Source organism: Streptomyces sp. SM18 (assembly GCF_002910775.2).
In the GTDB taxonomy this organism is placed as follows: Bacteria; Actinomycetota; Actinomycetes; order Streptomycetales; family Streptomycetaceae; genus Streptomyces; species Streptomyces halstedii.
Genome location: NZ_CP029342.1, coordinates 2,871,831 through 2,896,361 on the forward strand (window position 1 = coordinate 2,871,831; position 24,531 = coordinate 2,896,361).

The 24,531-nt window shown below is 71.4% G+C and carries 21 protein-coding genes and 1 riboswitch; of the genes, 5 read left to right on the plus strand and 16 right to left on the minus strand.

From position 1 onward, the window contains the following. Window positions 1-4 precede the first annotated feature (4 nt). The 3 genes from B9S64_RS12640 to B9S64_RS12650 form a co-directional block, all read right to left on the minus strand. Window positions 5-958, minus strand: coding sequence for an ABC transporter permease (locus tag B9S64_RS12640; RefSeq protein WP_103493472.1), 954 nt, complete (start codon window positions 956-958; stop codon window positions 5-7). Further along, on the minus strand, window positions 955-1,950 hold the full coding sequence (locus B9S64_RS12645) for an ABC transporter permease (RefSeq protein ID WP_103493471.1): 996 nt from the start codon (window positions 1,948-1,950) through the stop codon (window positions 955-957). Before B9S64_RS12645 ends, B9S64_RS12640 begins: the two co-directional genes overlap by 4 nt. Window positions 1,951-2,043: 93 nt before the next feature. Further along, entirely contained in the window at window positions 2,044-3,777 is a 1,734-nt protein-coding gene (locus B9S64_RS12650) for an ABC transporter substrate-binding protein (protein WP_103493470.1), read from the minus strand. Window positions 3,778-4,008: 231 nt separating this feature from the next. On the opposite strand from B9S64_RS12650, the gene B9S64_RS12655 reads away from it, so the two are divergent. The 3 genes from B9S64_RS12655 (at window position 4,009) to B9S64_RS12665 (ending at window position 8,586) form a co-directional block, all read left to right on the plus strand. Next, complete coding sequence (locus tag B9S64_RS12655; protein ID WP_103493469.1) at window positions 4,009-5,028, plus strand: LacI family DNA-binding transcriptional regulator; 1,020 nt, start codon at window positions 4,009-4,011, stop codon at window positions 5,026-5,028. Between the two features lie 144 nt (window positions 5,029-5,172). Then, window positions 5,173-6,000: an ABC transporter ATP-binding protein gene (locus B9S64_RS12660; RefSeq protein ID WP_264178187.1), complete on the plus strand. Its 828-nt coding sequence runs from the start codon at window positions 5,173-5,175 to the stop codon at window positions 5,998-6,000. A gap of 57 nt (window positions 6,001-6,057) precedes the next feature. Then, a complete protein-coding gene (locus tag B9S64_RS12665; protein ID WP_103493468.1) occupies window positions 6,058-8,586 on the plus strand; it encodes an ABC transporter permease in 2,529 nt (842 codons plus the stop codon). 57 nt (window positions 8,587-8,643) lie between these two features. Here B9S64_RS12665 and B9S64_RS12670 read toward each other — a convergent pair whose 3' ends face one another. Further along, on the minus strand, window positions 8,644-9,948 hold the full coding sequence (locus B9S64_RS12670; protein WP_103493467.1) for a cyclopropane-fatty-acyl-phospholipid synthase family protein: 1,305 nt from the start codon (window positions 9,946-9,948) through the stop codon (window positions 8,644-8,646). A gap of 297 nt (window positions 9,949-10,245) precedes the next feature. Next, entirely contained in the window at window positions 10,246-11,631 is a 1,386-nt protein-coding gene (locus B9S64_RS12675; RefSeq protein ID WP_103493466.1) for an NAD(P)/FAD-dependent oxidoreductase, read from the minus strand. Between the two features lie 538 nt (window positions 11,632-12,169). On the opposite strand from B9S64_RS12675, the gene B9S64_RS12680 reads away from it, so the two are divergent. Both B9S64_RS12680 and B9S64_RS12685 read left to right on the plus strand, forming a co-directional pair. Further along, the gene (locus B9S64_RS12680) at window positions 12,170-12,442 is read left to right on the plus strand and encodes a type II toxin-antitoxin system Phd/YefM family antitoxin (protein ID WP_103493465.1); all 273 of its coding nucleotides are present in this window, start codon (window positions 12,170-12,172) and stop codon (window positions 12,440-12,442) included. Further along, window positions 12,439-12,708, plus strand: coding sequence for a type II toxin-antitoxin system RelE/ParE family toxin (locus B9S64_RS12685; RefSeq protein WP_103493464.1), 270 nt, complete (start codon window positions 12,439-12,441; stop codon window positions 12,706-12,708). Before B9S64_RS12680 ends, B9S64_RS12685 begins: the two co-directional genes overlap by 4 nt. Window positions 12,709-12,753: 45 nt before the next feature. On the opposite strand, the gene B9S64_RS12690 is transcribed toward B9S64_RS12685, so the two are convergent. The 11 genes from B9S64_RS12690 to B9S64_RS12745 all read right to left on the minus strand — a co-directional run bounded on the left by B9S64_RS12690 (window position 12,754) and on the right by B9S64_RS12745 (window position 24,431). Then, the gene (locus tag B9S64_RS12690; RefSeq protein WP_103493463.1) at window positions 12,754-13,695 is read right to left on the minus strand and encodes a Ppx/GppA phosphatase family protein; all 942 of its coding nucleotides are present in this window, start codon (window positions 13,693-13,695) and stop codon (window positions 12,754-12,756) included. Between the two features lie 103 nt (window positions 13,696-13,798). Further along, on the minus strand, window positions 13,799-14,332 hold the full coding sequence (locus B9S64_RS12695; protein WP_028441298.1) for a DUF501 domain-containing protein: 534 nt from the start codon (window positions 14,330-14,332) through the stop codon (window positions 13,799-13,801). Between the two features lie 58 nt (window positions 14,333-14,390). Continuing rightward, window positions 14,391-14,861 carry a septum formation initiator family protein gene (locus B9S64_RS12700; protein WP_103493462.1) on the minus strand — a complete coding sequence of 157 codons (471 nt, stop codon included), beginning with the start codon at window positions 14,859-14,861 and terminating at the stop codon, window positions 14,391-14,393. 92 nt (window positions 14,862-14,953) lie between these two features. Next, window positions 14,954-16,240: a phosphopyruvate hydratase gene (eno, locus tag B9S64_RS12705; RefSeq protein ID WP_028441300.1), complete on the minus strand. Its 1,287-nt coding sequence runs from the start codon at window positions 16,238-16,240 to the stop codon at window positions 14,954-14,956. 478 nt (window positions 16,241-16,718) lie between these two features. Next, window positions 16,719-17,429, minus strand: coding sequence for a transglycosylase family protein (locus B9S64_RS12715; protein WP_093530810.1), 711 nt, complete (start codon window positions 17,427-17,429; stop codon window positions 16,719-16,721). Beyond that, window positions 17,430-17,598: riboswitch (cyclic di-AMP (ydaO/yuaA leader) on the minus strand. It abuts the gene before it with no gap. Between the two features lie 290 nt (window positions 17,599-17,888). After that, window positions 17,889-18,908 carry a transglycosylase family protein gene (locus B9S64_RS12720; RefSeq protein WP_103491825.1) on the minus strand — a complete coding sequence of 340 codons (1,020 nt, stop codon included), beginning with the start codon at window positions 18,906-18,908 and terminating at the stop codon, window positions 17,889-17,891. A gap of 106 nt (window positions 18,909-19,014) precedes the next feature. Beyond that, a complete protein-coding gene (locus B9S64_RS12725) occupies window positions 19,015-20,406 on the minus strand; it encodes a cytochrome P450 (protein WP_258037904.1) in 1,392 nt (463 codons plus the stop codon). Then, the gene (locus B9S64_RS12730) at window positions 20,403-21,389 is read right to left on the minus strand and encodes a nucleoside triphosphate pyrophosphohydrolase (protein ID WP_103491824.1); all 987 of its coding nucleotides are present in this window, start codon (window positions 21,387-21,389) and stop codon (window positions 20,403-20,405) included. The genes B9S64_RS12725 and B9S64_RS12730 overlap by 4 nt, the downstream gene beginning before the upstream one ends. Before the next feature lie 53 nt (window positions 21,390-21,442). Then, window positions 21,443-22,099 (minus strand): SurA N-terminal domain-containing protein, encoded by a 657-nt coding sequence (locus B9S64_RS12735; protein ID WP_103491823.1) that lies wholly within the window; start codon window positions 22,097-22,099, stop codon window positions 21,443-21,445. A 161-nt stretch (window positions 22,100-22,260) separates the two neighbouring features. Then, on the minus strand, window positions 22,261-23,826 hold the full coding sequence (locus B9S64_RS12740; RefSeq protein WP_103491822.1) for a serine/threonine-protein kinase: 1,566 nt from the start codon (window positions 23,824-23,826) through the stop codon (window positions 22,261-22,263). After that, window positions 23,823-24,431 carry a hypothetical protein gene (locus B9S64_RS12745; RefSeq protein ID WP_103491821.1) on the minus strand — a complete coding sequence of 203 codons (609 nt, stop codon included), beginning with the start codon at window positions 24,429-24,431 and terminating at the stop codon, window positions 23,823-23,825. Before B9S64_RS12745 ends, B9S64_RS12740 begins: the two co-directional genes overlap by 4 nt. Window positions 24,432-24,531 lie beyond the last annotated feature (100 nt).

Sequence of the window (24,531 nt, forward strand, 5' to 3'; positions counted from 1 at the left end):
GGGTTCAGGACTCCCTCAGCTTCGGGTTGAAGACCTCGTCGAGGCCGACGTTGGCGACGTAGAGCGCGCCGACGATCGCGGTGATCCCGGCGCCCGGCGGGATGAACCACCACCACATGCCGAGTTGGAGCGCGCTCCACTGCTGGGCGCTCTGGAGCATCAGCCCGAGCGAGACGCCCTCGGTCGGGCCGAGCCCGATGAAGTCCAGCGAGGAGGCGATGAGCACGGCGCCGCCGAAGAGCAGGATGAACATCATGAAGAGGTACGAGCTCATGTTGGGCGCGATCTCGCGGAAGACGATCCGCCAGGTGCCGCTGCCGCTGAGCCGCGCCAGGTCCACGAACTCCCGGGTGCGCAGCGAGAAGGTCTGCGCCCGGATGGCACGCGCCGCCCAGGGCCACGAGGTGAGTCCGATGAACAGGCCCTGCACGGCCACGCCGCGTACCCCCATGTACGCGTTGATGATCAGCAGGACGGCGAGGGCGGGGATCACCAGGACGACGTTGGTGAGCATGGTGAGGACCTCGTCGACCAGGCCTCCCCGGTAGCCGGCCAGGAAGCCGACCAGCATCGCGATGACGGCGGCGATCGCCCCGCCGACGACGCCGACCAGGAAGGTGGCGCGTAGCCCGTGCACGAACTGCGCGTACACGTCCTGGCCGAAGGTGGTGGTGCCCATCCAGTACGTGCCGTCGGGCGGGGAGGCCTGCGGGCCGACGTACTCGTTGGGGTCGCCGTTGTCGAGCAGCACCGGGCCGATCAGGCCGGTCGCGAGCAGGACGAGGACGAGGAAGGAGCCGATGAGCAGCTTGGGGTTGCGCACGGCGTAGTGCAGCCACTCGCCGCCGGGCTTCGCGGCGGGCGCGGAAGGAGCGGAAGGAGCGGCGGGAGCGGTAGGGGTGGCGGGCCCGGGAGGGGCCGCGGCGGGCTCCGGCGCCGGTTCGGGCCGTGTGCTCATGACGTGCCTCCTGCCATACCCGTACGGGTGCGGGGGTCGACGACGACGTACACGACGTCGATGAGGAAGTTGGCGATCAGTACGCCGATGACGATGAACAGGAACGCGCCCTGGAGCAGGAAGAAGTCCTGGTTCTGGATCGAGGCCAGGATGAGTGAGCCGAGCCCCGGGTAGGCGAAGACGATCTCGGTGACGAGCGCTCCGGCGACCAGCACGCCCAGTTGCAGCGCGAGTCCGGTGATCTGGGGGAGGACGGCGTTGCGGAAGGCGTAGCGCCGGATGAGCCGTTGCGGTGCGCCCAGCGCGGCCAGATAGGAGGAGTAGTCGGACTCCAGTTCGTAGATGATCATGTTGCGCATCCCGATCGCCCAGCCGCCGAGCGCGACCAGGAAGAGGGAGAGGAACGGCAGCACCCAGTGGTGGAGGGCGTCCAGCGCGAAGGTGGTGTTCCATCCCGGCTGGATGTCCAGGCTGTAACCGCCCGACAGCGGGAACCATCCGGCCTGCCCGCCGAGCGCCCAGGCGAGGATCACGGCGATCCACATGTACGGCATCGCGGTCAGCAGGTAGCCGACCGGCAGCACGGTGTTGTCCAGCACCTTCCGGCGGGCGGAGAGCGCGCCGATCCAGTTGCCCACGAACCAGCTGAGCAGCACGGACGGGATCATCAGCCCCAGGGTGTACGGCAGCGCGTCGAGCAGGACATCACCGACGGGGGTGGGGAAGACCCAGATCGAGATCCCGAAGTCGCCCTGGAGGAGCGCTCCCCAGAAGTGCAGGTACTGCTGCCACAGGGGTTCGTCGAAGCCGAACAGGTTGTTGTAGTAGGTGCGCATCGCCTCGGCGGCCTCGGGCTGCGAGACGCGGGCCCGCGCCACCATGGCCGCCACCGGGTCGCCGGGCATGAAGCGCGGGATCATCCAGTTGACGGTGACGGCGACGACGAAGGTCAGTGCGTAGACGAGTAGTTTGCGGGCGAAGTAGCGGCGCAAGGGAGCCCCCGGGAGTGGAGGGCCCCGCCGTGCGCGCGCCGGTCAGGCCGGCACGTGCGCGGCGGGGCGGTCATGGAGTCGGCGACGGCCGTGTCACGGGGCGGGCTTGATCTGGGTGAGCGTCTCGAAGCCGCCCATCTCCAGCCAGTTGCGCCACAGGGCCGGTGCGCTCTTGGGGGCTCCGGCGGCGTCCGAGGGCCAGTTGGTCCAGCTCCCGGTGGTGGACTGGGCCCACAGGCCGTTGTACCAGAGCGGGATGAGGGGCATCTCGGTGAGCTGGATGTCCTGGATCTGGGAGATCACGCTCTTCATGCCCGCGGTGTCGTCGGTCCTGACGCCGCCGAGCTTCTGCACCAGCTTCCAGGCGTCCTCGTTCTCGTACCGCCCGAAGTTCACCGTGTTCTGCTGCTTCTGGACGGGCAGCTGGAAGATGTACTCGTAGTACGTCCACGGGGTGTTGGACAGCTGGCGCTCGTTGTTGACGACCAGGTCGAAGTCGCCCTTGGCGCGCTGCTCGTTGAGGGCGTTCTGGTCGGGGAACTCCGTGATGATCTTGATGCCGACGTCCTTGGCACCCGCGGCGACGACCTTGGCCGCCTCCATCCAGTCGGTCCAGCCCGAGGGCACCGCCAGCTTCAGGCTGAGGGGCTTGCCGTCCTTGTTCTCGACGAAGCCGTCGCCGTCCTCGTCCCGGTAGCCGGCGTCGGCCAGTTCCTTCTTCGCGGCGGCGACATCGTGCGTGAAGCCCTTCTCGGCGATCAGGGCCTGGTCGTCGAACTGCTCCCACTGCGGCAGCAGACCGGTCGGGGAGGCCGGCTTGACCAGGTCGCCGTACACGCCCTTGACGATCTTCTCGGTGTCCACGGAGGCCGCCAGCGCCCTGCGGAAGGCGGCGTCGTCCATCGGCTTCCTGGTGGTGTTGGGCACCAGCCAGGCGGTGTTGGCGGAGAGCATGTACGGGGCCTCGTCGTAGTACGACACGACCTTCTTGCTCTTGATCAGCGAGGAGGCGCCTGGCAGGAAGTTGTTGCTGAGGTCCAGCTGCCCCTGGCCGAGCTGGCCGATGACCACCTCGTTGCTCGGGTTGGAGACGTCCACGATGTAGCGCGGGGCGGGCGTCATGCTCAGCGCCTTCGTGCCCCACCAGTCGTCGCGCCGCTCCCAGACGACCCGGTCCTGGGTCTTGCTCTTGAGCGTGTACGCCCCGGTGCCCACCGGCTTGTCGTTGACGCCGTTGAGGATGTCCTCCTCGGTGCGCGAGCCCCAGATGTGCTCCGGCACGACGGGCTGGCCGAAGAGGGTGTAGTCCCACTCCTGGTAGCGCGCCTCCTTGAAGGTGAAGCGGACGGTCGTGTCGTCCACCGCCTTCGCGTCCGCCAGCCAGCTCCACAGCGAGTGGAAGGAGGAGGCCTCGATCTTGCCGAGCCCGTAGGAGTACGCCACGTCCTTCGCGGTCAGCGGCTCGCCGTCGGCCCAGGTGATGCCCGCGCGCAGCTTCACGTCGTAGGTCGTGTCCCCGGTCCAGTCGCCCGACTCGGCGAGCCAGGGCGTCAGTTCGCCCTTGTCCGGGTCGAAGTGGAACAGCGTCTCGTAGACCAGGCCCTTGGTGCCCGTCGCGTGGTCCCAGTTGCGCAGCGGGTTGTAGTTGGCGGGCGGGCCCCACTGGGTGCCGGTCGTGTAGAGCGTCTCGTGACGCGGGAGCGAACCGCCCTTGCCGCCGGCCCCGGTGGAACCGCCCGACGCCGAACCGCCCCCCGTGCACGCGGTCGCGGCGAGTCCGAACACGGCGAGCGCCGCGGTGATCCGCACCCGGGTACGCGTACCCATAGCCCCTCCTTCTCCCCCGCCGTCCCTGCCGAGCGGAGTTACTGAACCGGGTAAGTGCCGTGAAGGTATGGGCGCCCAGAGACGCTGTCAAGAGAACGGGAGCGCTCCCATCCACCTTCCCCCGAGCCTGCCGCAAGGGTCTGGACCACCGGGGCGACAGCGAGCAGTACGGGAAGACGCAGGTCTGGCGTTAGGATCTCCGAGGTAGAGGAACCGGTTAAGCGAGGTCGCATGTCCAAACACCGCCCCACGATCGCCGACATCGCGCGCCGCGCCGGGGTCTCCAAGGTCGCGGTGTCGTACGCGCTCAACGACCGGCCCGGCGTCTCCCCCGCGACCCGCGCCTCCGTCAAGGCCATCGCGCGGGAGATCGGCTGGCGGCCCAACAGCGCCGCCCGTGCCCTGACGCGCGCCCGCGCGGACACCGTGGGCCTGACCCTGTGCCGGCCGGCCCGGATGCTCGGCGCCGAACCGTTCTTCATGGAGCTGATCAGCGGCATCGAGACCGAACTGGCCACCCGCGGCTGCGCACTCCTCCTCCAGGTCGTCACCGACCCCGCCCAGGAGTTGGAGGTGTACGAGCGGTGGTGGGGCGAGGGACGGGTCGACGGGGTCTTCCTCGCCGACGTGCGCTCCCCCGACCCGCGCGTCGAGGGCGTCGCCGGACTGGGCATGCCGGCCGTGGTCATCGGCCACCCCTCGGCCGCCGGCTCCCTCACCCCCGTGTGGTCCGACGACTCCGCCGCGCTGCGGGACACCCTGACGTATCTGGCCGCGCTCGGCCACCGCTCCGTCGCCCGGGTCGCGGGCCTGCCCGAGCTGATCCACACCCAGCTGCGCGACCGGGCCCAGCGGGAGATCAGCGCCGAACTCGGCCTGGACGAACCGGTGGTGATCCACACCGACTACTCGGGCGAGGAGGGCGCACACGCCACCCGCAGGCTCGTCAGCGCGAGCGGCCGGCCGACCGCCGTCATCTACGACAACGACATCATGGCCGTCGCCGGGCTCTCCGTCGCCCAGGAGATGGGCCTGGACGTGCCCGCCGACCTCTCGCTCGTCGCCTGGGACGACTCCCAGCTGTCCCGTGTCGTCAGGCCCGCGCTGACGGCGCTGAGCCGGGACATCCCGGCGTACGGGACGCACGCCGCCCGCACCCTGCTGGCGATGGTGGACGACGGGTCGGCGCCCGGCTTCCAGGACGCCACCGCCCGGCTGGTGCCCCGCGGATCCACCGCGCCGCCCCGCTGAGGGCCGCGCGGACCCCCCGGGGAGGGACGGTCCTCAGGGTCGCTCTCCTACCCGAGACGTACGCCGCGGCCATGACCATGCGACTCAAGAGGGCCCCGGGAACGGGTACGGGGGCTGACGACCGGAGGGAAAACGGCCGGGAGGATGGAGGAGTTCCCGATCGGGCCCCGCACCGCCCGAAGCCTTCCGACCCAGGAGAAACCCGTGACCACCACCACCGTCCGCCGCACCACCGCGGCCGCCGCCCGAGCCACGGAGCTGTCGAAGGTCTACGGCCAGGGTGAGACCCAGGTGGTCGCCCTGGACCGGGTGACCGTGGACTTCCCGCAGGGCGAGTTCACCGCGATCATGGGTCCGTCCGGCTCCGGCAAGTCCACGCTGATGCACTGCGTGGCCGGGCTCGACAGCTTCAGCAGCGGCTCGGTCCGCATCGGCGACACGGAGCTCGGGACGCTGAAGGACAAGCAGCTCACCCAGCTGCGCCGGGACAAGATCGGCTTCATCTTCCAGGCCTTCAACCTGCTGCCCACCCTGACGGCGCTGGAGAACATCACCCTGCCCATGGACATCGCCGGCCGTAAGCCGGACGCCGCCTGGCTCCAGAAGGTGATCGACATGGTGGGCCTCTCCGAGCGCCTGAAGCACCGCCCCACCGAGCTCTCCGGAGGCCAGCAGCAGCGCGTCGCGGTGGCCCGCGCCCTGGCCGCCCAGCCGGAGATCATCTTCGGTGACGAGCCGACCGGCAACCTCGACTCCCGCTCCGGCGCCGAAGTGCTCGGCTTCCTGCGCAACTCGGTGCGCGAGCTGGGCCAGACCGTGGTGATGGTGACCCACGACGCGGTCGCCGCCTCCTACGCGGACCGCGTGATCTTCCTGGCGGACGGCGCGATCGTCGACCAGATGATCGACCCCACCGCCGACGGGGTCTTCGACCGGATGAAGGCGTTCGACGCCAAGGGCCGCACCAGCTGACCGGTCGGCCGGTGCTCCCGCCCTCCGTCCCCCGCACACCCTCCAGGAATTGACGACATGCTCCGTACCGCTGTGCGCAACGTCCTCGCGCACAAGGCCAGGCTCCTGATGACCGTGCTCGCCGTGATGCTCGGCGTCGCCTTCGTCTCCGGCACCCTGGTCTTCACCGACACCCTCGGCAACGCCTTCCGCAACCAGTTCAAGAAGAGCTACGACCAGGTCGCCGTCGCCGTCACGACCTGGGCCGAGCGGGGCGACGAGGAGACCTCCGCCGTCGACGAGGCCACCCTGAAGAAGATCCGGGACCTCGACGGCGTGGCGGACGCCACCGGCCGGGTCTCCGGATTCGCCGGCGTCGCCGACCCCGACGGCAAGCTCATCGGCAACGGCTGGTCCAACACCGGGGCCAACTTCGCGCCCGGCGCCGACGGCAAGGACCGCCAGTACGCCTTCACCGACGGCCGCGGCCCGGCCGAGGACGGACAGGTCGCCCTCGACCAGGAGACCGCCAACCGGGGCAAGTACCGCGTCGGGGACCCGGTGCGGGTCGCCACCACCGGGCCGGTGAAGGAGTACACCCTCTCCGGCGTCTTCACCACCGAGGACGGCGCGGTCAACGCGGGCGGCAGCCTGGTCCTCTTCGACACCGGGACCGCCCAGCAGCTCTTCCTGCGCCCCGGCCAGTACAGGGACGTCACCGTCACCGCCGAGGCCGGCGCCTCCGACCAGCAGCTGCTGGACGCCGTGAAGCCCCTGCTGCCCGAGAACGCCGAGGCCCAGACGGGCGCGGCGCTCGCGGACGAGGAGGCCAAGCAGACCGAGGCCGGGCTCAAGGGCCTCAACACGATCCTGCTGGTCTTCGCCGGCATCGCGCTCTTCGTCGGCGTCTTCCTGATCGCCAACACCTTCACCATGCTGGTCGCCCAGCGCACCCGGGAACTCGCCCTCATGCGTGCCGTCGGCGCCTCCCGCCGGCAGGTCAAGTGGGCCGTCCTGATGGAGGCCGGTGTGGTCGGCCTGATCGCCTCGGTGGTCGGCTTCGTCATCGGCGTGGGCCTCGCCGTCGGACTGCGCTCCGCGATGGGCGCGTTCGGCGGGAAGATCCCGGCCGGACCGCTGGTCGTCTCCCCCACCGCGGTCATCTCCGCGTTCGCCGTCGGCGTGCTGATCACCGTGCTCGCCGCGTGGCTGCCGGCCCGCCGTGCCGCGAAGATCGCGCCGGTGGCGGCGATGAGCAGCGTCCACGCGGTGGCCACCACCAAGTCGCTGGTCGTACGGAACTCGATCGGCGGCGCGCTCACCCTGTTCGGCGCCGCGGCGATCGTCGGAGGTGCCGTACAGGGCACGGAGAACGGCAGGTGGCTCATCGGGGCCGGCGCGTTCCTGGCGCTGATCGGTGTCATCGTGCTGATCCCACTGCTCTCGCGGCCGGTGATCTCCCTGGTACGCCCGCTGCTGCACAGGCTGTTCGGCGTGTCCGGCAAGCTGGCCGCGCAGAACGCGGTCCGCAACCCGCGGCGCACCGGGGCCACCGCCTCCGCCCTGGCGATCGGGCTCACCCTGGTCACGGGCATCTCGGTCCTGGGCATCTCGCTCGGCCAGGCCATCGACAAGATGACCACGGACAACATCAAGGCCGACTACATGGTCTCGATGGCCAGCGGGCGCCTGCTCGACGAGTCGGCGCTGACGGCCCTGGAGAAGGCGGACGGCGTCACCGCCGTCTCCCCCCAGCAGTCCACCTGGCTGACGGTGGACGGCGAGGGTGTCTCGACCTCCGCGGTCACCCCGGGTGACGTGGAGAAGGTCTTCACGCTGAAGGCGGTCTCCGGCTCACTGGACTCCCTGGGCAAGGGCCAGCTCGCCGTCGACCGGAAGACCGCGACGTCGCGTGGCTGGAAGGCCGGGGACAGTGTCAAGGTCGAGTTCGGGGACGAGAAGACGCAGACCCTGAAGGTCGGCGCGGTCTACGAGGGCAACGAGCTGCTGTCCTCGGTCCTGATCTCCAAGGCCGTCTCCGACCCGCACGAGAGCGTCCCCGGCATCCAGGACGTCTGGCTGACCATGGACGGCGGCCAGACGAAGGCCAACGAGCAGGCCCTGGTCGACGCGCTCGGCGACAACCCGGCGATGAGCATCGTGGACCGCCAGGGCATCCGGGACATGTTCGGCGGCTTCGTGAACACGGCGCTGAACATCATGTACGCCCTGCTGGCGATGGCCCTGCTCATCGCGGTCCTCGGCGTCGTGAACACCCTGGCGATGTCGGTGTTCGAGCGTCAGCAGGAGATCGGCATGCTCCGGGCGATCGGCCTGGACCGGCGCCGGGTCAAGCGCATGATCCGGCTGGAGGCCGTGGTCATCTCGCTCTTCGGAGCGGTGGTCGGTGTCGCCCTCGGTACGTTCCTGGGCTGGGCGATCGGGGAGTCCCTCTCCGACGACGTGGCGGGGTACGCCCTGGTCGTCCCGTGGGACCGGCTCGCCGTCTTCCTGGTGCTCGCGGGCCTGGTGGGGGTGCTGGCCTCACTGTGGCCGGCCCGCAGCGGCGCGAAGCTGAACATGCTGACGGCCATCAAGACCGAGTAGGCATGACGACGCGTCAGGGCCGGTACCCGTGGGTACCGGCCCTGACGCGTTCCCGGGTCAGCCGGGCGCCGACGCCGTCCAGTCGCGGGAGCGCAGCGGCATACCGGCCCGGCCGCCCTCGCCGGGGCGGACCGCGAGGATCTGGTTGACGCCGATCTTGTTGTGCTCGAAGGAGAGCGCGGAGGCGGCCATGTACAGCCGCCAGACCCGGGCGCGGCCGGGCGAGGTGGCCCGGACCGCCTCCTTCCAGTGCCGTTCCAGGTTGGTCACCCACTGCCGGAGCGTCAGGGCGTAGTGCTCGCGGATCGCCTCGACGTCCCGGGTCTCGAAGCCGGCCTGCTCCAGGGTGGACACCGTGCGTCCCACCGGGGCGAGTTCGCCGTCGGGGAAGACGTAGGCGTCGATGAACTCGTCGATCCGGTAGGCCGACTCGTCCTTCTCGGGGCGGCGGGCGATCTGGTGGTTGAGCAGCCGGCCGCCGGGCTTCAGGAGGGCGTAGAGGTCGTCCGCGTACTCACGGAAGCGCACGCTGCCGACGTGCTCGGCCATCCCGATGGACGAGATCGCGTCGTACGGCCCGTCGCGGACGTCCCGGTAGTCCTGGACCCGGATCTCGATCCGGTCGGTCAGGCCCTCCTCGGCGATGCGCTTGCGGGCGAAGGCGGCCTGCTCGGTGGAGAGGGTGACGCCGGTGACGCGGGCGCCGTACTCACGGGCGGCGTGGACGGCCATGGAGCCCCAGCCGCAGCCGACGTCCAGCAGGCGGTCGCCCTCCTTGAGGGCGAGCTTGCGGCAGACGAGGTCGAGCTTGTCGCGCTGGGCCTCCTCCAGGGTGGAGCCCTCCTGCCAGTAGGCGCAGGAGTAGACCATGGAGGGGCCGAGGACCATCGCGTAGAAGTCGTTGCCCACGTCGTAGTGGTGGCTGATGGCCTCCTTGTCCCGGCGCCTGGTGTGCAGGGCGCCGGCGCGGCGGCGTACCTCCTCGGCGGGCGGGGGCGGCGGCGGCAGCGGGCCGGCCATCCGGAGCAGGCCGCGGGCGAACGCCCGTACCCTGGGGTCGCGGACCGGGTGCCGGGCGCCCTCGGCGTCGTCACCGCGCTCCCAGAGCAGCGAGGCCAGCGCGTCCAGGAGTGCGTACAGGTCGCCCTCGACGTCGATCTCACCGGCCACCCAGGCGCGGGCCAGGCCCAGTTCGCCCGGCTTCCAGAGCAGCCTGCGCAGGGCGCGGCGGTGGCGCAGGACGAGCACGGGGGCGCCCGGGGGCCCTGACTCGCTGCCGTCCCAGGCCCGGATCCGGACCGACAGGGGTTCTCCCAGCAACTCTTCGGCGAGAGCGGTCAGCCGCGACGCGGCGTCTGCCATGGCGCACACCTCCATGGTGGTGTTTCCCAACATGCCTAAATTCGCATAAACATGCTCAAACATCGCCGCGACACCTCGGTGCCGCGACGAGCTGCCTTGATGTCAACGTCATCCTGCCCCTGAGCCATCCCGCACGCACGCAACGGAACGGCAAAATACCTGCACGCACCACCTAGTTCGGTGCCGGAGCACGCCGAAGGGGCCGTCCGCACCACGGATGGCGGACGGCCCCTTCGACGCGTACGGGACCTGCGGGTGGCGGCCGGACCGGGCGGGGGCCCGGCCGGGACGCCCGGGTCAGGAGGCCTTGGCCTTCTCACCCTCGGGCTTGGCGGCGGCCGGCGCGGGGCTCGGCTTGGCCGCCTCGTAGAACTCCTCGCGGGGCGTCTCCATGGCACCGAGCGAGACGACCTCGCGCTTGAGGAACATCGCCAGCGTCCAGTCGGCGAAGATCCGGATCTTGCGGTTCCAGGTCGGCATCGCCATGCCGTGGTAGCCACGGTGCATGTACCAGGCGAGGCGGCCCTTGACCTTGATCTTCATCTTGCCGACGACGATCATCGCGACGCCCTTGTGCAGGCCGAGACCGGCGACCGCACCCTTGTTGGCGTGGCTGTACTCCTTCTGCGGGAAGCCCCGCATGCCGGAGATGACGTTGTCACCGAGGACCTTGGCCTGGCGCAGCGCGTGCTGGGCGTTCGGCGGGCACCAGGCGTTCGGGTTGCCCGCGCGGCGGCCGACCATGTCCGGAACCTGGGCATTGTCGCCCGCGGCCCAGATGTAGTCGGTGCCCTGCACCTGGAGCTTCTCGGAGGTGTCCACGTGACCGCGGGGGCCGAGCGGCAGACCGAAGCGGGCCAGCGCCGGGTTCGGCTTCACGCCGGCCGTCCAGACGATGGTGTCGGAGTCGACCTCCAGGCCGTTCTTGAGCACCACGTGGCCGTCCACACAGGAGTCCATCGAGGTGGAGAGGTAGACCTCCACCCCACGGCTCTCCAGGTGCTCCTTGCCGTAGGCGCCCAGCTTCGGGCCGACCTCGGGGAGGATCTTGTCGGCGGCGTCGACCAGGATGAAGCGCATGTCCTCGCGCTTCACGCTGGAGTAGTACACGGCCGCGTCGCGGGCCATGTCCTCGACCTCACCGATGGTCTCGGCACCCGCGAACCCGCCGCCCACGAAGACGAAGGTCAGCGCCTTGCGGCGGACCTCCTCGTCGGTCGTGGAGTCGGCCTTGTCCAGCTGCTCCAGGACGTGGTTGCGCAGCCCGATGGACTCCTCGATGCCCTTCATACCGATGCCCTGCTCGGCGAGGCCGGGGATCGGGAAGGTGCGGGAGACCGCGCCCATCGCGATGACCAGGTAGTCGAAGGGCAGCTCGTACGCCTCGCCGACGAGCGGCGCGACGGTGGCGACCTTGCGGTCCTGGTCGATGGTCGTGACACGGCCGGTGAGGACCTCGGCCTTCGGCAGGACGCGTCGCAGCGGGACGACGACATGCCTGGGCGAGATGCTGCCGGCAGCAGCTTCGGGGAGGAAGGGCTGGTACGTCATGTACGAGCGCGGGTCGACGACCGTGACGGTCGCTTCCCCGTACCGCATCTTCTTCAGAATGCGACGAGCTGCGTACAGGCCTACGTACCCACCGCCTACAACGAGGATCCTGGGACGCTCCGTGGTGCTCATGCCATCGAGTATCCACCCCCCTGGAGGGCAGTGCTCGTGAGCCCCTTCACAAGGTAGTGGCCCCCCTCTGCTACACTTCGCCGCCCCCGTGACCCATGTCATGATCCCTTTGGGGAACCCGGACGCCGCCGCGCACGTTGTTCACCGCTGTGAGCTGGCCCTTGATCCTCCGGGACGGGTGAACCGGCCCTCCGGGACACACCCGCGCCACACCCTCGAAACCTTCCCGCCGCACCGGCGTACACCCTTCGCGGGGACCCGGGCGGGCGCCCGGGGGCAGAACTTCGCCCAGAGGGGCCGATTCTCTTGTGAAGAAGTTCACGAACTTGCCCGCGGCGCCTCGCGCAAGCCCTCCCCGAAGGGCCCCACAGGGGGCCCGGCGGGCTCAAAGGTGCAGGCGGGAGTGCGCATGAGCACACCCCCGCACCCCGCCCCGGCACACGCGCCGGCCAGGCCAGGGACCAGGCGCTCCCGTCGGGTACCGCCTCCAGAACCGGACCTCCCGACGCGTGTACACAAACACGCGTACACTTCCCTCATGGCCGAGAACACGGTGACCGTACGAGAAGCCCGCGCACACCTGGCGGACCACATCAACCGCGCCGAGGAGGGCACTCCCACGGTGATCACCCGCAACGGCCAACCCGTCGCGGCCGTGGTGCCGATCGCGGATTTCGACGCGCTGGAGGACGCGGCCGACGTACTGCTGGCCCGGGAGGCCGAGGCGGTCCTGGCCCAGGGAGGCCCGACGGTGACCATGGCCGAGCTGCTGGCGGACCTGTTCACCGAGCGCCCCGACAGCGCGGCATGAAGTACGCGTTCCGGTTCACCGCGGCGGCACAGCGGCAGCTTCGAGCCATCGACCGGCCTGCCGCCATGCGCATCCTGGCGGCGCTGACCGCTCTCGGGGACGATCCGTACCGCGAGGACGCCGACATCAAGAAGCTCACCGGCCCTTCGGGCCTCTACCGGCTCCGGGTCGGCAGCTACCGGGTCGCCTACCAGGTCGAAGACGGCGAGCTCATCGTGCTCGTCGTCAAGGTCGGCGACCGGCGCGACGTCTACCGCAGCATCTGAGGGGCGGGCGGCCCGGAGCCTCCGCACCCTCTGTCCACGCGCCGGTCAGGCCAGGGACCAGGCGATTCCGTCGAGGATGTCGTGCTCGCTGACGACGACCTCGCGGGCGCCCGTGCGTTCCATCACCGCGAGCAGGACCAGCGCACCCGAGGCGATCACATCGACCCGGCCGGGGTGCATCGCGGGGATCGCCGCCCGCTCCTCGTGCGTCGAGGCGCACAGCCGCGTGGTGATCTCCCGTACCCGCTCCAGGGACACCCGGGAGTGGTGGATCGCCTCGCTGTCGTATTCCTGGAGGCCGAGCGCGATGGCGGCGACCGTGGTGACCGTCCCGGCGAGGCCCACGAGCGTCGCCGCGTCCGCGAGGGGCACCGTCTCCCCGGCCAGGTCCAGGGCCGCGGCGATGTCCGCGCGGACCGCGTCGATCCGGTCGGGCGCGGGCGGATCGGACACGGCCCCGTCCACCACGAGGTGACGTTCCGTCATACGGACGCAGCCCATGTCCACGGACCGGGCCGCGCGGACCGTGTCGTCGCCGAGGACGAACTCGGTGGAGCCGCCGCCGATGTCCACGACGAGGAAGGGCCGTTCCAGGCGGTCGCTGCCCGCCAGCTCCTTGGTGGCGCCGTCGAAGGAGAGCTGGGCCTCCTGGTCACCGCTGACGACCTCGGGCACGACGCCGAGGATGTCGCGGACCCCCTGGACGAACGTGTCGCTGTTCTCCGCGTCGCGGGTGGCGGAGGTGGCGACGAACCGCACCTTCCCGGCGCCCAGCTCCTCGATCACGGCGGCGTACTCACGGCAGACGGCGAGGGTGCGCTCCAGCGCCTCCGGGGCGAGCCGCCCGGTGCGGTCGACGCCCTGGCCGAGCCGGACGATCTCCATCCGGCGGTCCAGGTCGGTGAGGTGCCCGGTGGCCGGATCGACGTCGGCGACGAGCAGGCGGATGGAGTTGGTACCGCAGTCGATGGCGGCAACGCGGGTCATGGGGCTGGCTCCTGTGGTGGTACGGACGACGCCGGGACGCTCGGGGAGGAACCCGCGAGCGGGGCGGTGCGGCCGGGGAGGCGTCCCGGCCGCACCGGTCCGGTCAGGACGGTTCCCTCTCGCCGCACGGGGTGACGCAGGGGCCCTTGGCCCACCACTCGGGCAGCATCGCGATCGCCTCGTCGCCCAGCGGGTTGACCCCGGGACCGGCCGCCAGCGAGTGGCCGACCAGGACGTGCAGGCACTTGACGCGGTCCGGCATACCGCCCGCGCTCGGGAAGCCCTCCAGCACCTCGATGGCGTCCCGGCGCGCGAGGTAGTCCTCGTGCGCCGCGCGGTAGGCGGCCGCCAACTCCGGGTCGGTGGCCAGGCGCTCGGTCATCTCCTTCATGACGCCGTTCGCCTCCAGCGTGCCGATCGCGGAGGCGGCACGCGGACACGTCAGGTAGTACGTCGTCGGGAACGGCGTGCCGTCCTCCAGACGGGGCTGCGTCTCGACCACGTCCGGGTTGCCGCACGGGCAGCGGTGCGCGATCGCGCGCAGACCGCGCGGCGGCCGGCCGAGCTGCTGCTCGAACGCGGCGACGTCCGCAGCGGTGGGCGCGGTGGGTTCGGTCTGCGGAGGGGGCGTGTCCATGCCTGCCTTGAATGTCATCGTTCGGTCGTCATGTGTCGGTGTGCGTACGGGGACGGGGTCAGTCGCGGTCCGCGCTGTCGATGCCGTCCCAGAGGTTGGAGTGCCAGGGCTTGCCGCCCGCGCCCGGTCCGCCTCGGCGGGCGTCGGCCGCGTCCGGGTCGATCACCGTGTAACTCGTCTCCCCGGGCATCACGTAGTGCAGGTGCTCACGCGCGAGACGGCGGATGTAGGCGTCGTCCTTGAGGCGCGCCTTCTCGTCCCGCAGCTCCTCGGTACGCGCCCGCGCGTCCCGCGCGAGCCGCTGCTGCTCGGCGATCTGGTCGCCCTGGGAGATGTACTGCCGCATCGGGTACGCGAGGACGACCACCAGCGAGCAGACGACCAGCGCCAGGAACGCGGCCCGGCCGGTGAGCCGGGAGCGGCGTGCCTGGCGGCGGTTCTGGGAGCGGTAGACGCGGGCCGCGGTCTGCTCGCCGAGCAGGCGCAGCCTGGTCGTGGTGGAGAACCGGTCGCGGTCCTTCACGGCCATCTCTCACGCCTCCCCGTTACGCACGTCCGTCCCCGCACACGGTACGGGACCGAGTGCGGGGACGGACGGAGGCTGCGGCTCCGGGCCGGCTGTCAGCCCTCGTGGCGGAAGCGCGGGAACGCCGAACGGCCCGCGTAGACCGCGGCGTCGTCGAGGATCTCCTCGATGCGCAGCAGCTGGTTGTACTTGGCGACGCGGTCCGAGCGGGCCGGGGCGCCGGTCTTGATCTGACCGCAGTTCACGGCGACGGCGAGGTCCGCGATGGTGACGTCCTCGGTCTCACCGGAGCGGTGCGACATCATGCACTTGAAGCCGTTGCGCTGGGCCAGCTCGACGGCGTCCAGGGTCTCGGTCAGCGAACCGATCTGGTTGACCTTGACGAGCAGGGCGTTGGCGGAGCCCTCCTCGATGCCGCGCGAGAGGCGCTCGGGGTTGGTGACGAACAGGTCGTCACCGACGATCTGCACCTTGGCGCCGAGCCGGTCGGTGATGACCTTCCAGCCCGCCCAGTCGTCCTCGTACAGCGGGTCCTCGATGGAGACCAGCGGGTACGCGGAGACCAGCTCCTCGTAGTACTCGGTCATCTCGGCGGCCGAGCGGGACTTGCCCTCGAACTCGTAGACGCCGTCCTTGTAGAACTCGGACGCGGCGACGTCGAGCGCGAGCGCCACGTCACGGCCCGGGACGTAGCCCGCCTCCTTGACGGCCTCGAGGATGAGGTCGAGGGCGGCGCGGTTGGACTCCAGGTTCGGGGCGAAGCCGCCCTCGTCACCGAGGCCGGTGGACAGGCCCTTGGTCTTGAGGACCTTCTTCAGCGTGTGGTAGATCTCCGCACCCCAGCGCAGGGCCTCGGAGAACGACTCGGCGCCGATCGGCGCGATCATGAACTCCTGGATGTCCACGTTGGAGTCGGCGTGCGAGCCGCCGTTGAGGATGTTCATCATCGGAACGGGCAGCAGGTGCGCGTTCGGGCCGCCGAGGTAGCGGAAGAGCGGGAGGTCGGAGGCCTCGGACGCGGCGTGCGCCACGGCCAGCGAGACGCCGAGGATGGCGTTGGCGCCGAGCGAGCCCTTGTTCTCGGTGGCGTCCAGGTCGAACATCGCCTGGTCGATGAGGCGCTGCTCGGTGGCGTCGTACCCGACGAGCTCCGGGCCGATCTGCTCGATCACGGCGAGGACGGCCTTCTCGACGCCCTTGCCCTGGTAGCGGTTGGGGTCGCCGTCACGAAGCTCGATGGCCTCGAACGCACCGGTGGAGGCGCCGGACGGAACAGCAGCACGTCCCGTGCTGCCGTCGTCGAGACCAACCTCGACCTCGACCGTGGGGTTACCCCGGGAGTCGAGGATTTCCCTGGCTACGACGACGTCGATGGACGGCACGAGGCATCTCCTTCTGGGATCTGACACTGGTTGGGCAGGGTCACTGTGGCCTTGCGACACGAGCCTAACCGGCCTGGCCCGCTGCGTCGGCCCGCCGCCCGTCCCCTGGGACGAAAAAGGACCCAAGGGCCCGCATTACGGGCAAAGCTTCAGAATTTTACTGACTGGTAACCACAAGTGTTGAACACGCGCACCCCTGGCGCGCCTCGGGAGGCGCCCCCGGACCGGCCGCCGGACACGCCCCCGGCCCGGCGCGCACGGGGGCGGCGCGCCGGGCCGGGGGCGTGTTTCGAAAGTAGCGCCGTCCGCCCGGAGGGCGGGGCCCGCGGCGTCCGGTGCGTGCGATCGCAAGGCGGAGGATCACCCTCGTACTGGACGTACTGGGGCGACTCCGACAATGCGGCGAGCGTGCGTGCCGGGCGTCGCGGGCCAGGCGGGACTTTCGAAACACGCCCTTGGGGGGAGGAGGGTCCCAGGACTACTTCAGGTGGAGCTGCTGACCCGGGAAGATCAGGTCGGCGTCCTTGACGATGTCGTCGTTCAGCTCGAACAGCTTCTGCCAGCCGCCCTTGACGTGCTCGGCCTCGGCGATCTTGCTGAGGGTGTCGCCGGCCTCGACCTTGTACTCGCCGTCGCCCTTCTCGACCTTCTGGCCGGTCGGGGTGGTGACGGTCCCGGTGGGGGCCGTGCGCTTCTCGCTGCGGGTGGTGGGCTGCTCGGCCTTGCGCTCCGGCTGGGCCGCCGGGGCGGAGTCGCCGTTCTTGCCGGTGGTGGAGGCGGAGGCGGAGCCGGTGTCCACGCCCGGGTCCACACCGTCGTTGCTCAGGCCGCCGGCACCGGCGCAGGCCCAGGCACCCGGCCCCTGGAGCGCGAGCAGCTTCTCGGCGGTGGCTATCTGCTGTTCCTTGGTGGCCAGGTCGGCGCGGGCCGCGTACTGCGTGCCGCCGGCGGCCGCCCAGCTGGACTGCGAGAACTGGAGGCCACCGTAGTAGCCGTTGCCGGTGTTGATGGACCAGTTGCCACCGGACTCGCACTGCGCGACGGCGTCCCAGGTGGCGACGGACGCGGCGGAGGCGTTGGACGCGCCCATCAGCGGGACGACGACGGCGGCACCGGCGACACCGGCCAGGGTGGCGACCCGGACGGCCTTGGAGGGACGGCGGTGCTTGCCCTTGCTCGAAAGCAGCATGGTTCTCCTCACCGACGCCTACGAGGTGAGCTGTCGGGTTCGGGCTGTGAGTCGCCCGGCCACTCGCACTCGCGAGCGGCTTCACCCCGAGCCGGCCCCGCCCGTCCATGGACGGCCTGGTCCGGCACTTACCTGGGTCCCCCGCTCCTGCCTACGGCGCTTTACGCGTCTGTGCCCTTCGGCCGACGGCAGGATTCGGCGTGACGGTCGAAGGGGCCCGCGGTGCGAGCGGCTTAGACCGTAAACACACCCAACCCCGACATTCAAAGATGGACATAACGAACAATCAGCGCTTACCGGTGCGGCGGGGTGGATCGTTTCCGCAGGTCGGAGCCGATGCGGGCGAACCGGAGGGCCGGGACCCGCCGGTCACAGCAAAGAGACCCATGTCTCACTTACGCATAAGTGGACATAGGCCTCTGAACTACCCTTGATTTCGGGGTGTTTTCCCGCTTTTGATCACTCGCCGGTGACGGCCGCCGCCCCGGACGACGCGGCGCCCGCCGCCGTGCCGGACGGCTGCGTCAGGTCGAGGTTCAGGCCGGGGAGGATCAGGTCCGGGTCGGCGCCCACCTCGGCCTTGTTGGCCTCGTAGAGCGCGGGCCAGCCGCCGGGCAACTCCCGCTCCTCGGCGATCGACCAGAGGTTGTCGCCCTCCTGGACGGTGTACGTGCCGTCCGCGTCCGCCGGGGCGCCCTCGCGCACGGTGGAGTCGCCCCGGGAGGCGTGCCTGCCGGACTCGCGCCCGTCCGGCCCGGTCGTGCCCGCGCTCTCCTCGGGCGCGGGGGCTCCCCGGTGCTTCCCGCCCTCGGCGCCCTGCGAGGCGCCGGGCGTCCGCGAGGTCTCCGACGAGGGGGTGGCGGAGGGCGAGGAGGACGTCCCGTCCGTGCCCGGGGTCGCGCCGCTCCGGCCCGGGGTGTCCGCACCGGCGCTCGGGGAACCGGCGTCCGGGGAGCCCGTGGCGTCGTCGGCCGGCTTCTTCGTCGTCTTGCCCGCGGCGTCGTCCGACGCCTCGTCGGACGCGCCCTCGGTGGCCTCCGGCGAGGGCGTGGCCGTCTCGTCGGCCGCCGGGTCGCCGCCCGGGTCGACGCCCGGCAGCACCCCGTCCACCGCGAGCCCGGATATCACCGCGCAGCTGGGCCAGGCCTGGGGGCCCTTGGCGTCCAGCACCTTCTCGGCGACGGCGATCTGCTGCGACCGGCTGGCGAGGTCGGCACGGTCCGCGTACGCCGTACCGCCGTAGGCCTTCCAGGTGTCCTGCGAGAACTGGAGGCCACCGTAGGAGCCGTTGCCGAGGTCGGCGCTCCACATGCCCCCGCTCTCGCACTCGGCGACCCGGTCCCAGGTCGAGGCGTCTGCGGCGTGCGCACCCGTCGCGCCGAGCAGCGGGATGGCGATGGCCGATCCCGTCACACCGGCGGTGACGACGATGGCGGGTGCCTGACGAGGCCGGCGGTGTCTGCCGTTCGCGGAGCCCATGGGCATTGCCTTCCGTGTGACTGACAGATGTCGAGTGGGTCGAACGGTGAACCTAGCGGGACTCGAACGTGTGTCACAAGTCGATGCAGCGGAGATCACGCGAAAGTCACAGAGTTGACGGAGTGTCACCTTCGGCGGGCGCCCGTCCGGGACCGAACTCCACGGGAAGGGTCCGCAGTCCCCGCATGATGAGCCCGCCGCGCCGGCGCAATTCACCCGGTTCCACGGCCAGGCGCAGGTCAGGAAGGCGCCCCAGCAGTGTAGCCAAGGCGGTCTGCCCCTCCAGCCGGGCCAGCGGCGCGCCCAGGCAGTAGTGGATGCCGTGCCCGTACCCGAGGTGCTGATTGTCACTCCGCGCAAGGTCCAGACGGTCCGGGTCCGGGAACCGTTCCGGGTCGCGGTCGGCTGCCGCGAGGACCACCAGGACGGGGTCCCCGGCGCCGATCTCCTCCCCGCCCAGCGTCAGGGGCACGGTCGCGTAGCGCCAGGTCGCGAGCTCCACCGGACCGTCGTAGCGCAGCAACTCCTCGATCCCGGTGGCCAGCAGTCCGCTCTCACCGGCCGCGAGGGAACGCTGGAGCCTCTCGCGCTGCTCCGGGTGGCACAGCAGGGCGTACACGCCGTTGCCGATGAGGTTGACGGTGGTCTCGAATCCGGCGAACAGGAGGATGAAGGCCATCGCGGCGGCCTCGTTCTCGGTGAGGTGCTCGCCGTGGTCGCTCGCCCGGATCAGGTCGGAGATCAGGTCGTCGCCCGGGTTCTCCCGTTTGCGGTGGATGAGTTCGGCGAGGTAGCCGCGCATCTTCTTCACCGACCGGGCCACCCCGCCGTGCGGGCCGCCGCCGTGCCGGATCATCATCCCGGCCCAGTCCCGGAAGTCGTCCTGGTCCTCCTCCGGCACCCCGAGCAGGTCGCAGATGGCGTAGATGGGGAGCGGGAACGCGAAGTCGTGGATGAGGTCGGCCTCCCCCCGGTCGGCGAAGCCGTCGATGAGACGGTCCGTCAACTCCTGCACGCGGGGCGCGAACGCGGCGACCCGGCGCGGGGTGAACGCCTTCGACACGAGCCGGCGCAGCCGGGTGTGGTCGGGCGGGTCGATGTTCAGCAGATGGGTCGTCAGCTCCGCCTTGCGCTCCCCCGGGATGCCCGTCTTCCCCTTGGCGTCGGACGGACCGGCGTGGTGCGCCGGGTCCTTGGAGAGCCTGGCGTCGGCGAGCGCCTGCCGGGCGTCCTCGTACCGGGTCACCAGCCAGGCCTCGACCCCGCTGGGCAGCGTGGTGCGGTGCACGGGGCTGTGCGCACGGAGCCAGGCGTACGCGGGGTACGGATCGGTGGCGAACTCCCAGGTGAAGAGCGCGGGGGCGGCTCCGGGGTCCGTCTCAGCGGCGCGGTGGCCGGAAGTGCTCCCTCCGGTTCCGTCCGGGGCGGGGCCGGCGTCGGCTGCGGCACGGGCGGGGCAGTCGCCCCCGGCTGAGGGGTGGGCGGGGCTGTCGTTCACCCCTCGACGGTATCCGGAGCGGTGTCGAGGCCCTCCGCCGCCCGGATCGCGTTCCGGTAGGCGCGGGCGGCGGCGCGCAGCGCGGCCTCCGGGTCGGTGCCGTCCGCCTCCGCCCGTACGGCCAGGGCGAGCAGCCGGTGGCCGAGGGAGTCACCGGCCGGGAGCGGTACGTCCACCCCGGCCTGCCGGGCCCGGCCGCCGAGCTTCGCCGCCAGGGCCAGCGCCGGCTGTCCCAGTGGCACCCCGTCGGTGGCCGAATCACGCCGCTTCTCGACGGCCTTGGTGCGCAGCCAGTGCGCGTGGACGTCCTCCGGGGTCGCGGCGGTCTCGTCGCCGAAGACGTGGGGGTGGCGGCGGATCAGCTTGTCCACGATGGTGGCCGCGACGTCGTCCACGGCGAAGGGCTCGTCCGGGTCCTCCTCGGCGATCCGGGCGTGGAAGACCACCTGGAGCAGGACGTCCCCGAGCTCTTCCCGCAGTTCCTCGCGGTCCCCGGCCTCGATGGCCTCGACCAGCTCGTACGCCTCCTCGATGGCGTACTTCGCGAGACCCCGGTGTGTCTTGCCCGAGGTCCACGGGCATTCCGTGCGGACCCGGTCCATGACCTGGACCAGGTCCAGGAACCGGGCGCCCGGCAGGTCGTACGAACCGGGCAGCAGCTCCAGATCGGGCATCCGCACCCGGCCGGACCCGCCGAGCCGGGACAGTCCGTCGGTGAGCGGCCTGTTGCCCTCGCCGCCGACCAGCACCACGACCGTCCGGCCGCCCGCGCAGTCGTCCACCAGCTCCTCGGCCGTCGGCGCGGTGTGCTCGACCGCGACGCCCGCCTCCCGCAGGTACGGCAGCTGCGGATGGTCCCGCTCGGCGCACAGCACCCGGTCGGCGGCGTGCAGCGTCTGCCAGGCGGGCCAGGACAGCAGGCCGGGCGCGACCCGGTGGCTGGCGGTGAGCAGGACGACGCGGCCGGGATCTTCAGCGTTCACCCACCGAACCTACCGCGACCGGCCCCGTCGCCGCCGCGCGTCCCGGACCGGGCTCAGGCGCCCGCCTCGGCCTCCTCGGGCCGCACCGCGGTGACCTGGCTGATCCACGGCGCCTGGTAGGTGCTGAGCTGCACCTTCGCGTCGTCCCAGGTGCCGTAGCGCGGGTTGACGTCGATGTGCAGGGCCTTCGACGCCTTGGTGAGCGCGTCCCCGACGACCTGCTGGCCCTCGGGGCTCTGGAGGTCCGCGCCGAGCGCCTGGGCCAGCTTGGGCAGCTGGACCTCCTTGCGCAGGTCCTCCTCGATCTGGCCGGGGGCGACCCAGCGCTGCTCCAGCATCACGGTCCGCAGCCCCTCGTCACCGCCGGACTGCGCGGTGGCGGCCGTACGGACCTGCTGGATCTCCTTGCGGCTGACGCTCACCCCGGCGTCCTTCGCGGCCCGGTCCAGGACCTGCCCGAAGATCAGGCCGTGCAGCTTGGCCCGGGTGAGCTGCCCGGACTTCTTCACCAGCTCCTCGGAGTGCTCGGAGTCCCGCTGGGCGCTCCGCACGTCCGCCGTCTGCGCCTGGACGGTCGAGACCTCGATCCGCTCACCGCCGACCACGGCCGCGGCCCCTGGATGCGCCTCCCCACCGCACGCGGTCAGGAGCGGCGCCGCGACGAGCGATACGGCGGTGACGGCGAGCGCGGTACGACGGCGGCGGTGCAAAGGAGCCTCCCGGAAAGAGATTGTGCATCGGTGCACAAGGCCTTGCGTTGATCGATGTTAGGCAGTGGAGGTGGCTGGGGCCACCGATTCGACCAACGATTCGGGAGGAGTTGGGGATGCGGGGCCCCGGACACCCGGTACCGGGCACCCCGGGACCCGGGTCACCCGCCCCGGACGACCTGTTGGTGGCTGAGCTGCCTGCGCAGTTCCACCGGCAGCGGGTGGTGCGGCCCGTAGGCCCGCTCCGTGTCGTACAGCAGGGCCTGCAACTGGGCGCGGCCCGCCGCGTGGTCCCCGACCGCGAGCAGCAGGTGGCCGATGCGGTGGCGGATGTCGAAGGCGCGCTGGGGGTCGTTCGCCGGTGCGGCGTAGGCGTTCTCGTAGAAGGGGAGGACCGCCCGGTACTCGGCGAGGGCGGCGGCCGCCTCGCCCAGTTGCTCAAGGCACTGCGCGGCGTCGTAGCGGAAGCGCAGGGTCTGGGTGTCGGCCGGTCCGGCCTCGGCGCCGCGGTCGTCGGCGAGGCGGCGCAGCTCGGGCAGCGCCCGGCGGTACTGGCCGTCGTCCATCAGCGTCGCGGCGTACTGCTTGCGCAGGATCCGCACCACCGGGGAGCGCTCACCGTGCTCGGCGGCGGCCGCCGGCAGGATGCCGCCCAGGATGTCCACGGCCTGGGTGATCCGGCCCTCGCTCAGGAGCCGCTTGACCTCGTCGACCGCCTTCGCGACGTCGGGCTTGGCGGGCGGCGTGGACGTCTGCCGGCTCTCGTCGGCGCGCGGCGCGGGCACCGGCGGGCCGGGGTGGGGCGTGCTCGCCCGGTCCGGCCAGGGCGCCTGCGGGCGCAGGAAGGGGCGGGTCGGGTCGAGCGGCCCGGCCGGATCCCCCTGGGCGGGCAGCAGCGGGCGCAGCGCCTCGTACACCTCCTGGGCGGAGGCCGGGCGGTGCTGGGGATCCTTGGCGAGCAGCCGCAGCACGAGGGCTTCGAGCGCCTCGGGGACCTCCGGCCTGAGGTGGCGGACCGGGATCGGCGGTTCGTAGAGGTGGCGGTGGAGGACGCCGAGCGCGGTGGACCCGGCGAACGGCACGTCACCGCTGAGCAGTTCGTGCAGGAGCACCCCGAGCGCGTACAGGTCGGTGTACGGGCCGACCGCGCCGCCCATCGCCTGCTCCGGGGCCATGTAGGCCGGGGAGCCGATCGGTGAGCCGGTGTGGGTGAGCCGGGTGGTGTCGGAGTCCAGGACGGAGGCGACCCCCAGGTCGAGCACGGTGACCGTGCCGTCCGGCCGGACCATGGCGTTGCGCGGCTTCAGGTCGCGGTGGACGATCGGCACCGCGTGCACGGCGGAGAGCACGGCGCAGAGCTGGGCGGCGATCGCGACGGCCCAGGGCCACGGGTAGGGGAGGTGTTCGGCGAGGTGGTCGGCGAGGTCGGCGCCCTCGACGTACTGCATGACGAGGTACAGGTCGTCGCCGTCACCGCCCGCGTCGTGCACGGTGACCAGGCCCGGGTGGTCCACCTGGGCGGTGACCCGGCACTCCCGGACGAACCTGCGGCGCAGCTCCTCGGCGGCGTCACCGCCGGTGGGGCCCGCGACCCGGTCGGGGCGCAGGAGCTTCACCGCGACCCGCCGGTCGAGCCGCCGGTCGTACGCCGTCCAGACCTGTCCCATGCCGCCCTGGCCGAGGAGGGTCGCCAGCTCGTACCGCTCGGCGATGACCCGCCCGTTCACCGGTCACCGCCCTCCTTGCGGAGGTAGTCGCTCAGCTCGTCCAGCTCGGCCCGCACCTCGTCCAGGCGTTGCGAGGTGGCGGGCTGCGGAACCGGCGGACCGGTGGGCGTGGGCCGGGGCGCGGGCGAGTGGTGCGGCGCGGGCGTGTGGTGCGGCGCGGAGGCCGGGCCGGGCGGGTACCCGTACCCGGGGACGGGGGCCGAAGCCGGTGGCACGGGCCCGGCGTACGGCACCGGGTCGTGGGCCCCGGGGCCCCGGCCGAAGTGCCGGATCTCCGCCCACAGGTAGTAGGCGGTCGCGCCCCCGAGCGAGCAGACCATCCAGACGAGGAAGACGATCGCCTGTCCGTCCGTCAGCTCCTCCTGGCTGTCGGGCGTGCTGACGATGTAGGCGAACATCGCCCCGTTGGCCACGAAGGCCACCGCCAGCAGGACCCAGTCCCGCGTCCGGCGGGTGACGACGGCCAGCCGCAACAGGGCGGCCCAGGAGAGGAAACCGCAGCTCAGCACGGTCAACGCAACGAAGAGCACGCGCAGAAGGGTGAGGGTCGTGGTGGTCGGGCGGCGCGTCGGTTGCTGCTGCGGCGGGTAGCCGTAGCCGTGCATGTGCTGCTCCTGGGGAGGGCGTGGGGCCGGATGTGTGCTGTGAGCGTATACACCCACGCGGACAACCGTTCCCCCCTTGTGCACAACCGTTGTGCGACCC

Coding starts and splice junctions, on each gene's coding strand:
- B9S64_RS12670 (WP_103493467.1), bottom strand. CDS start 9,948: ATGGCAGACGCCGCGTCGCGGCTGACCGCTCTCGCCGAAGAGTTGCTG.
- B9S64_RS12650 (WP_103493470.1), bottom strand. CDS start 3,777: ATGGGTACGCGTACCCGGGTGCGGATCACCGCGGCGCTCGCCGTGTTC.
- B9S64_RS12715 (WP_093530810.1), bottom strand. CDS start 17,429: ATGCTGCTTTCGAGCAAGGGCAAGCACCGCCGTCCCTCCAAGGCCGTC.
- B9S64_RS12675 (WP_103493466.1), bottom strand. CDS start 11,631: ATGAGCACCACGGAGCGTCCCAGGATCCTCGTTGTAGGCGGTGGGTAC.
- B9S64_RS12665 (WP_103493468.1), top strand. CDS start 6,058: ATGCTCCGTACCGCTGTGCGCAACGTCCTCGCGCACAAGGCCAGGCTC.
- B9S64_RS12695 (WP_028441298.1), bottom strand. CDS start 14,332: ATGGACACGCCCCCTCCGCAGACCGAACCCACCGCGCCCACCGCTGCG.
- B9S64_RS12700 (WP_103493462.1), bottom strand. CDS start 14,861: ATGGCCGTGAAGGACCGCGACCGGTTCTCCACCACGACCAGGCTGCGC.
- B9S64_RS12680 (WP_103493465.1), top strand. CDS start 12,170: ATGGCCGAGAACACGGTGACCGTACGAGAAGCCCGCGCACACCTGGCG.
- B9S64_RS12720 (WP_103491825.1), bottom strand. CDS start 18,908: ATGGGCTCCGCGAACGGCAGACACCGCCGGCCTCGTCAGGCACCCGCC.
- B9S64_RS12655 (WP_103493469.1), top strand. CDS start 4,009: ATGTCCAAACACCGCCCCACGATCGCCGACATCGCGCGCCGCGCCGGG.
- B9S64_RS12640 (WP_103493472.1), bottom strand. CDS start 958: ATGAGCACACGGCCCGAACCGGCGCCGGAGCCCGCCGCGGCCCCTCCC.
- B9S64_RS12660 (WP_264178187.1), top strand. CDS start 5,173: ATGGAGGAGTTCCCGATCGGGCCCCGCACCGCCCGAAGCCTTCCGACC.
- B9S64_RS12745 (WP_103491821.1), bottom strand. CDS start 24,431: ATGCACGGCTACGGCTACCCGCCGCAGCAGCAACCGACGCGCCGCCCG.
- B9S64_RS12685 (WP_103493464.1), top strand. CDS start 12,439: ATGAAGTACGCGTTCCGGTTCACCGCGGCGGCACAGCGGCAGCTTCGA.
- B9S64_RS12690 (WP_103493463.1), bottom strand. CDS start 13,695: ATGACCCGCGTTGCCGCCATCGACTGCGGTACCAACTCCATCCGCCTG.